Annotated in this window: 9 protein-coding genes; 4 read left to right on the forward strand and 5 right to left on the reverse strand. The window is 68.3% G+C overall.

All coding sequences use genetic code 11. The features are described from left to right. Nucleotides 1-12: 12 nt before the first annotated feature. The 5 genes from VFW84_RS00725 to VFW84_RS00745 form a co-directional block, all read right to left on the reverse strand. Nucleotides 13-1176 carry a DegT/DnrJ/EryC1/StrS family aminotransferase gene (locus tag VFW84_RS00725; RefSeq protein WP_329678506.1) on the reverse strand — a complete coding sequence of 388 codons (1164 nt, stop codon included), beginning with the start codon at nt 1174-1176 and terminating at the stop codon, nt 13-15. A 29-nt stretch (nt 1177-1205) separates the two neighbouring features. Beyond that, a complete protein-coding gene (locus VFW84_RS00730; protein ID WP_329678507.1) occupies nt 1206-2327 on the reverse strand; it encodes a glycosyltransferase family 2 protein in 1122 nt (373 codons plus the stop codon). Beyond that, nucleotides 2324-3439 (reverse strand): glycosyltransferase, encoded by a 1116-nt coding sequence (locus tag VFW84_RS00735; RefSeq protein ID WP_329678508.1) that lies wholly within the window; start codon nt 3437-3439, stop codon nt 2324-2326. Before VFW84_RS00735 ends, VFW84_RS00730 begins: the two co-directional genes overlap by 4 nt. A gap of 20 nt (nt 3440-3459) precedes the next feature. After that, nucleotides 3460-4101, reverse strand: coding sequence for an acyltransferase (locus tag VFW84_RS00740; protein ID WP_329678509.1), 642 nt, complete (start codon nt 4099-4101; stop codon nt 3460-3462). 91 nt (nt 4102-4192) lie between these two features. After that, complete coding sequence (locus VFW84_RS00745; protein ID WP_329678510.1) at nt 4193-5551, reverse strand: teichoic acid transporter; 1359 nt, start codon at nt 5549-5551, stop codon at nt 4193-4195. Nucleotides 5552-5613: 62 nt separating this feature from the next. Between VFW84_RS00745 and lysS the strand changes: the two genes are divergently transcribed. The 4 genes from lysS to VFW84_RS00765 form a co-directional block, all read left to right on the forward strand. After that, nucleotides 5614-7143 carry a lysine--tRNA ligase gene (gene lysS / locus VFW84_RS00750; protein ID WP_329678511.1) on the forward strand — a complete coding sequence of 510 codons (1530 nt, stop codon included), beginning with the start codon at nt 5614-5616 and terminating at the stop codon, nt 7141-7143. A gap of 96 nt (nt 7144-7239) precedes the next feature. Next, a complete protein-coding gene (locus VFW84_RS00755; RefSeq protein ID WP_329678512.1) occupies nt 7240-9423 on the forward strand; it encodes a molybdopterin-dependent oxidoreductase in 2184 nt (727 codons plus the stop codon). 18 nt (nt 9424-9441) lie between these two features. After that, nucleotides 9442-10044, forward strand: a complete 603-nt coding sequence (locus VFW84_RS00760; RefSeq protein WP_329678513.1) for a hypothetical protein — start codon at nt 9442-9444, stop codon at nt 10042-10044. After that, nucleotides 10041-10229, forward strand: a 189-nt coding sequence (locus VFW84_RS00765) for a hypothetical protein (protein ID WP_329678514.1), incomplete at its 3' end; no start/stop codon positions are given. The genes VFW84_RS00760 and VFW84_RS00765, both read left to right, overlap by 4 nt.

Here is a 10229-nt window from a genome sequence, read left to right on the forward strand (position 1 = left end):
TCCGGCAGGACATCAGGCCAGGGCCTTGCGCACCGCCGTGATCACGCGCTCGACATCGTCGTCCGTCATGCGGGTGTACAGGGGCAGCGTGAGCATGCGCTCGTAGGCCTTCTGGCTGTGCGGGAACTGCGCGGGCTGCAGATCGTAGCGCTCCTTCCAGTAGGGGTGCAGGTGCAGCGGGATGTAGTGCACGCTCACGCCGATGCCATCGGCGAACAGGCTGTCGATCACGGCATCGCGGCTCACGGGGGTCGCGTCGCTCAGGCGCACCACATACAGATGCCAGGAGTGCACATCCCCGGCCTGCACGGGGCGCGGCGGCAGGATCAGGGGCAGATCGGCCAGGGCCTCGTCATAGCGGCGGGCGATCTGCTCACGACGCGCCTGGAAACCCGTGAGCCGCTGGAGCTGGTGCAGGCCCAGGGCCGCCGCGATGTCGGTCAGGTTGTACTTGAAGCCGGGCGCCACGATCTCGTAGTACCAGCTGGGCACCTTGGCCGTGAAGCGGTCAAAGGCATCGCGGTTGATGCCATGCAGGCGCATGACCTTGGCGCGCGCCGCCAGGGCATCGTCGCGCGTGACCAGCATGCCACCCTCGCCCGTGGTCATGGTCTTGTTGGCATAGAAGCTGAAGACCACGGCATCACTGCGATGCAGGCCAACCAGCCGCCCTTTGTAGGTCGTGGGCAGGGCGTGGGCCGCGTCCTCGACCACCTTCAGGCCATGCTTGTCGGCGATGGCGAAGATGGCGTCCATGTCGACCGCCAGGCCCGCGTAGTGCACCGGCATGATGGCCTTGGTGCGGGGCGTGATGGCCGCTTCGATGGCAGCCGGGTCGATGTTGAGCGTGGCCGGATCGATGTCCACCAGCTTGACGTCGGCCCCCAGGTAGCGCACCACTTCGGCCGTGGCCGTGAAGGTGTGGGTGGTGGTGATGACCTCGTCGCCCGGGCCGATGCCCAAGGCCTCCAGGGCCAGGTGCAGGCCGGCGGTGGCCGAGTTCACGGCGATGGCATGCAGCCCCTCTTCACCCAGGAACTCGGCGAAAGCCTGCTCGAAGCGGCGGGCCTTGGGGCCGGTGGTGACCCAGCCCGAGCGCAGGGTGTCGACCACTTCGGCGATTTCTTCCTCGCCGATCTCAGGCAAGGCAAAGGGCAGGAAGGGAGCTTGGCTCATGATGATCTCGATGTCGTGAAAAGGCCGGCCTAGCGCTGATGCGCGGCACCGCGGGTGAGGCGACCAAAGGCAGGATCGGGTTGGCCGGTGCGCACCACATCCCACCAGCCCCGCAGGGATCCCAGGCCATAACCGACATGGTAGGCCGCGATCACACGGGGCAGATGGGACAGCAGGTCCATGCCCTGCTGGCGGGCGATCAGCAAGCTCACCGCCGCCACGGCCGCGCCATACAGGACGGTCTGTGCCAGCAGCAGTGCCGCACCGATCACGGTGGCCCAGGCCAGGCCCTGCTGCAGCACCCCACCGGGCTGACCCAGCAGGCTGGTGCCCAGGCCGCACAAGACCACCCACACCAGCAAGCCCAGCCACACGCCCACGAACAGGCCGGGAATCAGGTGGCGCAAGGAGGCCGCCTGACCATGCTTCTTCATGACGAAGGGCTTCCAGTAGCCGTACTGACGGTACTGACGGAACACATCGCCGATGCTGGCGCGCGGGTGGTAGGTCGAGCGGATGGCCGAGGCCTGCCAGACCCGGCCACCGCCCTGGTGGATGCGCAGGTTGTGCTCGTCATCCTGGTTGCGCACCAGTTGCTCGTCAAACCCGCCAAAACGCTGGAAGGTCTCGCGCGGCCAGGCGCCCAGGTAGACCGTGTCCACCGGCCCGCTGTAGGCCAGATCACGCGACAAGGCGCCACCGGCCACCCAGCGCGACTGAAAGGCTGCAGCGATGGCTCGCTGCACAGTGCCGGACGGGCCGGCCTGGCCTTCGGCCTTCCAGGGACCGCCCACATTGTCGGCGCCGGTGGCCTGCCAGGTGCTCAGGCACTGCGCGATGTAGTCGCGGGCATAGACACTGTGCACATCCAGGCGCACGATGAAGTCACCCCGGGCACGCTCGATGCACCGGTTGAGCCCGCACGAGACGATGCGCCCCGGGTTGTCGATCATGACGAAGCGAGGATCGGCCGCACACCAGGCCGCCAGCCGCTCACGGGTGCCGTCATCGCTCATGCCATCGGCGATCAGCACCTCCAGGGCCCAGCCAGCGGGCACGCTCTGCTCGACCACGCTGCGGCAGAAGGCCTCGATGTGATCGCGCTCGTTGCGACAGGGCACGATCACCGAGACCGTGCGCACCCCGCTCATGAGGGCGCCCCTGGCTGCACCGCATCCTTGCGCTTGCGCAGCTTGGGGTTGGGCTTGATGACCTGCTCGTAGAGCTGCCACATGCGGTCCATCTGGCCGCGCCGCGAGGCCTCTCGAATGACGCGTTCCCGGTTGTGGGCACCACGCGCCATGGCTTGCGCCGGCTGATCGTGCACGGCCACGAAGGCCTCGGTCAGGGCATCGATGTCACGCACCGGCACGATCCAGCCGCCCCGCTCGTCGATCCACTGGCGATTGGCCGGCAGATCCGAGGCGATGATGGGCAAGCCGCAGGCCATGGACTCCAGCACCGAGACCGAAGTGGCGTCGCTGCTAGGCACGGACACAGACACCCGGCTGCGCTGGATGGCGTCCACCATGGCCTGATCCCCCACCCGCCCATGAAAACGCACCTGCTGCAGCAAGCGCAGCGAGGCCACGCGTTCCTGCAGCGCCGCTTCCATGGGGCCCCCACCCAGCAGGTGCAGTCGGGCATGCGAATGCGGTCGCATGGTCACGAAGCGAGCAAAGGCCTCGATGATCAGGTCGATGTTGTAGTTGGGCTCCCAGCTGCGCAGGCTCACCACTTCGAAGTCGGTCCCAGGCGTGCCCGGCACAAAGCGATCGGTGTCCGCGCCCCACAGGATCTGATGCACCGGCGCGCTGGGGTGATAGCGCGCGATGTCCTCGACCATGTCCAGCGAATCGGCCGTGATCAGGTCGGCGCGGCGCAATGACCAGCCCACGACCCAGCGCATGAGCCGGCTCTCGCGGGGCGTCACCAGGATGTCCGACCCCCAGGCCGTGAGCACCTTGGGAACGGGCAGACCGCAGGCCGCCGCCCACAAGCCGTAAGACGTGACGTAGTGGCCATGCACCAGATCGGGCTGAAAGGTCTGCCCCAGCCGACGCGCCACGCGCCGCACCTCGGGCAAGGCCTTGAACCAGCTGAGCTTGTCCTGTCCCGGGGCGATGGTGATCACCTCCTGGGCACCCGGCACCTCGGCCGACTGCCGGGTGATGACGATGCAGCGGGCACCCCGCTCGGCGGCTGCGGCCACCCAGCGACGGGTGTGCACACTGGCCGCATCGGCAAAAAAGAGGATGCGCATGGGTCGGTCCAGGGCCGGCATCAGCGACGCTCCCCGGCAGCGCCTTCGAGGGCCTTGCGCAGCGCATCCTGGCCAGCCCAGGCCGCATAGACCGGCCGGTATTCAGGGTGCTGCATCAGCAAGTTGCCGTCCATCAGGCGGGTGTCGCCCATGACGATGGCAGGCTGGCCCAGGGCCCTGGGGCCGACGATGGCGAAATCAGGCACATCACCCGACACGAAACTGTAGGCTTGCACGATCACGCCCTTACCGATGCGCGCCCCGGGCGCGATGATGCAGTGGGGCCCGATGAAACTGTAGGCCCCGATGTGGGTGGCCCGACGCACATAACCCAGTGGATCCGGGTGGCCGATGTAGCGGCGTCCCATGATGCGCACGGAGCGATGGCTGGAATGGCTCAGCACCGACACGTAGTTGGTGATCTGGACCCCCTCCTCGATGACCAGGCCGTTGGAGCCATCGATGCGATTGAAATGCCCCACGAAAACGTGGTCGCCCAGCGTCAGCCCCTTGGGGTGCTCGAAGCAGGTGTGGGTGCTCACCCGTGTGCTGGGGCAATAGGACCCGTCGGCATTGCGCCAGCCATAGACCACGCGCGGACCGGTGGCAACCGACAGCAGTCGGGCCAGGATGCGGATCAGGCGTTGACGAAGGGCGGACATGGGGCACGAGGGTGTAAACCCGGTATTGTCGCGCGCTTCGCGGGCATTTCGGCGCCCGGCCCCTCAGGAGAGGGGCCCGCATCCCGGGGCCTCACCGCGCGGGCGTCCACAAGGCCCGCAGCGGCAAACCGGCGTGCTTGAGGAACACACCATAGGCCGCCACGATGGCCAGGATGTAGCCCAGGCTGCTGGCGGTGGCCGCACCCACCGCGCCCCACAGGGGCACCAGCACACAGCCCACCGAGAAGCTGATGACCAGCGACAAGGCCGCGATGCTGCCCGAGAGCTGCGGCTTGCCCAGGTGGTTGGTATAGAAGGCCGACAGGCTGGAGGCCGCCGCGTAGGCCGCCACCCCCGGCAGCAGTGCCGCCAGCGGCATCACCGAGGCCGCATAGGCCGCCCCCATCAATCGGGGCAGCCCCCACCAGGCCAGGCCCAGCAGCACGGGCGCGGCCAGCAGGGTCGCCAGCACATTGATGCGCACGGCCTGCACGGTCATGCCCGAGGCCACGGCGCGATCCGGATGACCGATGCGTGAATAGGCCGACACGGTCACCGAGGACGACAGCAGCCACAGCAGCTCCGCCACGGTCACCGCCACGGAGTAAGTACCCACCTCGGCCAGGCCATGGAAATGCTCGACCAGAAAGAGCGAGGCCCGGTAATTGAGCAGGCTGACCACATTGGTCACGCCGATGGTGGCGACGAAGCGCCAATCCGACCACCAATGCAGCTCGGGCGCGCCGTGCAGCAAGCCTTGCTCCTCACGGTCCTCATCGCGGCGTGCGCCATCGTGCAAGGCGTACAGGGCGGTCAGCACCGCCACCAGCGACTTGCCACTGACCCAGGCCGTGAGCACCAGCACCACGGCGGGCGCTTTCCAGGCCAGGTCCTGGGTGAGCCACCACACCACGGCCAGCCCCGACAACACGGCAGCCGGCGCCCCCACCTGGGCCAGATTCAAGGGCCACATGCGGCCTTGCCCCAGCCACAGCCCCGTGGCCGTGGGCACCAGCAGCAGAAAGGGGGCCGCCAAGGCCAGCAGCCACAAATGGGTGTAGGGCACCGACGAGGCCCCCCAGGCCACCCCCACCAGGGCCAGCGAGGCCAGCAGCCCCAGGGCCACGGCCGCCTGCAGCACCTTGCGCAACATGGGCTGGGTGGCGCCACGCTCGCCCGCCTGTTGACGCGACACCAGCCGCGCCAGCCACAGGCCCAGGCCCGAGAACAAGGTCAGCAAGGCCGACTCCACCGCCACGAACAGGGCGAAGGCCCCCTGAACCGAGGGGCCCTGGCGCGCCACCAGCACGGTGATGGCCAGGCCCAGGGCCACGATCAGCAGCTTGGCCATGAGGTTGCCCAGCGCCGCACGCGGCAAGGCCCGCCAGGCCTGGCGCAGGGCGCCTGACGGGGCCTCGGGAGCAGAAAGCGATGCACGTTCATCCGACATGGCCCACATTGTCGCCGACGGTTTCATACAATAGAGGGTTAGGCCCAACCTGCTCCATCATCATGACCACGCACCAACACCCGACCCCGCACGAGCCCGTACCCGCAGAGTTGATGGTGGACACCAACAAACTGATCGCCGAGCGTCGCGAGAAGCTGGCCGTCATCCGTGCCCAGGGCGTGGCCTTCCCCAACGACGTCAAGCCCGCCGACCGCGCCGCGGCCCTGCACGCGGCCCACGACGAAACCGCCCCCGAGGTGCTCGAAGCCCAGGCCATCCCCGTCAGCGTGGGCGGCCGCATGATGCTCAAGCGCGTCATGGGCAAGGCCTGCTTTGCCACGCTGCAGGACGCCACCGGTCGCATCCAGGTCTATGTGACCCTGGACGCCATCGGCGCCGACGCCCTGGCCGCCTTCAAGCACTGGGACCTGGGCGACATCCTGGGCGCCGAGGGCACCCTGTTCAAGACCAAGACCGGTGAGCTCTCCATCAAGGTCACCCACATCCGCCTGCTGACCAAGGCCCTGCGCCCGCTGCCCGACAAGTTCCACGGCATGACCGATCAGGAGCAGAAGTACCGCCAGCGTTATGTGGACCTGATCGTCGACGACGAGTCCCGCCAGCGCTTCGTGGCCCGCAGCAAGGCCATTGCATCCATCCGCCAGTTCATGGTCGACCACCAGTTCCTGGAAGTCGAAACGCCCATGATGCACCCCATCCCCGGGGGCGCCAACGCCAAGCCCTTCACCACCCACCACAATGCGCTGGACCAGGAGATGTTCCTGCGCATCGCCCCCGAGCTCTACCTCAAGCGTCTGGTGGTGGGTGGCTTCGAGCGCGTGTTCGAGATCAACCGCAACTTCCGCAACGAGGGCGTGTCCGTGCGACACAACCCCGAGTTCACCATGATGGAGTTCTACGCGGCCTACTGGAACCACCGCGACCTGATGGACTTCACCGAAGAGGTCTTGCGCCATGCCGCCCGCGCCGCGGTGGGTTCGGCCAAGCTCAGCTACGGCGGCAAGGAGGTCGATCTGGAAGCCCCCTTTGCCCGTCTGACCGTGCGCGACTCGCTGATCGAGCATGCCGGCCTGACGCCCGAGCAGGCCGACGACGCCGTCTTCCTGCACGCGCGCCTCAAGCAACTGGGCGAAGAACCTCCGGCCCGCTGGTCCCTGGCCGAGCTGCAGTTCGGCCTGTTCGAAGCCGCCGTCGAAGAAAAGCTCTGGCAGCCGACCTTCATCATCGACTACCCCGTCGAGGTCTCGCCCCTGGCCCGCGCCTCCGATGCCAATCCGGCCATCACCGAGCGCTTCGAGCTCTTCATCACCGGCCGCGAGTACGGCAACGGCTTCTCCGAACTCAACGACCCCGAAGAGCAGGCCGCGCGTTTTGCCGCCCAGGCCAGCGCCAAGGATGCCGGCGACGAAGAGGCCATGTACTTCGATGCCGACTACATCCGCGCGCTGGAGTACGGCCTGCCCCCCACGGGTGGTTGCGGCATCGGCATCGACCGTCTGATCATGCTGCTCACCGATGCCCCCAACATCCGCGACGTGATCCTCTTCCCGGCCCTGCGCCGCGAAGCCTGAAGCCCCTGCTGACGCCGCCGCCATCGGGAACACCCGCCGGGCGGCGTCCGGTGCTTTCTGGCAGGATGCACTCTCCTCGGACTGCCTCTGCCACCCATGTCGCACACCCCTGTCGCGCCGACCACCGGCCCCGTCGAAACCCGCCACGGGGTCTGCAATCTGTGCGAGGCCATTTGCGGACTGAGCTTTCAGGTGCAGGGCGGGCGCATCCTGTCGGTCAAGGGCAACCCGGCCGACCCCCTGTCGCGCGGCCACATCTGCCCCAAGGCGGTGGCCCTCAAGGACCTGCACGAAGACCCTGACCGCCTGCGCCACCCCGTCAAGCGGGTCGAACGCGACGGCGCGATCCACTGGCAGCGCATCGGCTGGGACGAGGCCCTGGACCTGGCCGTGGAAGGCCTGGCCCGGGTGCGTGAGCAGCATGGCAGCCATGCCGTGGCGGTCTACCAGGGCAACCCCAGCATCCACAACTGGGGCAATGTCACCCACGGCCACCTCTTCCTGTCCCAGCTCAAGACCCGGCACCGCTATTCGGCCACCTCGGTGGACCAGTTGCCCCACCAGATGGTGGCCCTGTGGCTGTACGGGCACCAGTTCCGCCTGCCCATCCCCGACATCGACCGCACCCGCTACCTGCTGGTGCTGGGCGCCAACCCGCTGGCCAGCAACGGCAGCCTGATGACGGTGCCCGATGTGCGCGAGCGCCTCAAGGCCCTGCGCCAGCGCGGTGGCAAGCTGGTGGTGCTCGACCCCCGCCGCACGGAGACGGCCGTCGTGGCCGATGAACACCATGCCATCGTGCCGGGCAGCGATGCCGCCTGGCTGCTGGCCGTGATCCACACCCTGTTCGACGAAGGTCTGACCCGACCCGGCCCCTGGGCCGACCAGCTCGACCATCTGGCCGAGCTGCAGCAGGCGGCCAGCCCCTTCAGCCCCGAGGCCACCGCCGCCTTCACCGGCATCGACGCCACCACCACGCGGCGGCTGGCGCGCGAACTGGCCCGCAGCGAGAGCGCGGCCTGTTATGGCCGCATGGGCGTGTCCACCCAGGCCCACGGCGTGATCTGCCAATGGGCCATCCAGGTGATCAACCTGCTGAACGGCCAGGTGGACCTCGAGGGCGGCACCTTGCTCACCCACCCTGCCGTGGACCTGATCCGCCTGGGCCTGGTCGGGCCCGGTCACCACGATGTCTGGCGCAGCCGGGTGCGTGGCGCCGCCGAGTTTGCGGGCGAGCTGCCCGTGTCGGTGATGGCCGAAGAGATGCTCACCCCCGGCGAGGGCCAGGTGCGCGCCCTGGTGACCTCCTGCGGCAACCCGGTGCTGTCCACCCCCAACGGGCAGCAGATGGACCGCGCCCTGGCCGGCCTGGACTTCATGGTGTCCGTCGATTTCTACATCAACGAGACCACACGGCACGCCCATGTGATCCTGCCCCCCACCTGCTTTGTGGAGCATGACCACTATGACCTGATCTTCCTGATGCTGGCCGTGCGCAATGTGGCCCGCTACACCCCGGCCATCGTGCCCCGCACCGCAGAGCAAAAGCACGACTGGGAGATCTACAGCGAACTGGCCCGACGCTACGCCCGCCGCACCTGGTCGAGTGATCGCGCCAGCGTGCTCAACCGGCTCAAGGGCCTGGGCACGCGCAGCCTGATGGCCCGCCTGAGCCCACAGCGACTGCTGCAGATCGCCCTGCGACGCAATGCCTATGGCCTGACGATGAAGCAGTTGCTGGCCCACCCCGAGGGGATCGATCTGGGCCCCCTCAAACCCTCCCTGCGGCAGACACTGCAGCGCAGCCAGCGCCGGGTGCCCCTGCTGCCCACCCCCATCCGCCTGGGCCTGCCCGCCCTGCTCGATGAGGTACGTGCGCCCGCCGCCAACGACGCACTCAAGCTCATCGGCCGCCGCGATGTGCGCAGCAACAATTCCTGGATGCACAACAGCGAACGCCTGGTGTCCGGCAAACCCCGCTGCGTGCTGTGGATGCACCCCAGCGATGCGCACGCCCGCGCCCTGCAAGCCGGGCAGGATGTGACCGTGCGCTCACGCGTCGGCCAGGTGCGCGTGCCCCTGCACATCACCACCGACATTCGCCCCGGCGTGGTCAGCTTGCCCCACGGCTGGGGCCATGACCGCACGGGCGTGGCACTGCGTGTGGCCCAGGCCCACGCGGGCGCCAGCATCAATGACCTCTCGGACGACCAGCGCACCGATGCACTCAGCGGCAATGCCGCCTTCAGTGCCCAGCCGGTGCAGGTCGAGGCCGCCTGAGCTTTCTACAATCGCCCCATGTCGACACTCAGCCCCGCCTCTCAGGAGATCGCCGCCACCGCCGCCCGGCTGGTGGTGGAAGAAGGCATGGAATACGGCCCGGCCAAACGCCGCGCTGCCAAACAGCTGGGCCTGACCGGGCGCGGTGATCTGCCCGGCAACGACGCGGTCGAAGACGCCGTCGTGGAGTACCTCTCGGTTTTCTGCGCCGACACCCAGCCCGACGAGTTGCGCGCCCTGCGGGCGCTGGCCGATGTCTGGATGGAGCGCCTGGCGGAGTTCCGACCTCACCTGACGGGCGCCGTCTGGCGCGGCACGGCCACCCGCCTCAACGACATCCACCTGCAACTGTTCTGCGATGACCCCAAATCCGCCGAGATTGCCCTGATCAGCCGCAACGTCAGCTACGACGTCGGCAGCGTCAAGGGCCCACGCGGTGACCTGGTGGACTGTCTGAGCCTGACAGTACCCTGCGCCGCCCTGAACGAAGCCATCGGACTGCACCTCACCATCCTGGACCGCGACGACCTGCGCGGCGCCCTCAAACCCGACGCGCGCGGGCGCACCGAGCGTGGTGACCGCCTGGCCCTGCAGCGCCTGCTGGAGCCCCCTGCCCCATGAACAAGCTCACCCCTCCCTGCCTGCGCAGCCTCGCTGGCGCCCTGTGCACCGGCCTGGCCCTGACGGCCCTGCTGGCACCCGCCCACGCGGCAACCCCATCCTCCGCCTCACCCCGCTGGCAAGGCGTGTGGGCCGGACAGATCGGCTCGCAGCGCATCGTGGTCGCACTCTCCCAGGAGAGCGAC

Source organism: Aquabacterium sp., assembly GCF_036279655.1.
GTDB lineage: Bacteria > Pseudomonadota > Gammaproteobacteria > Burkholderiales > Burkholderiaceae_C > Aquabacterium.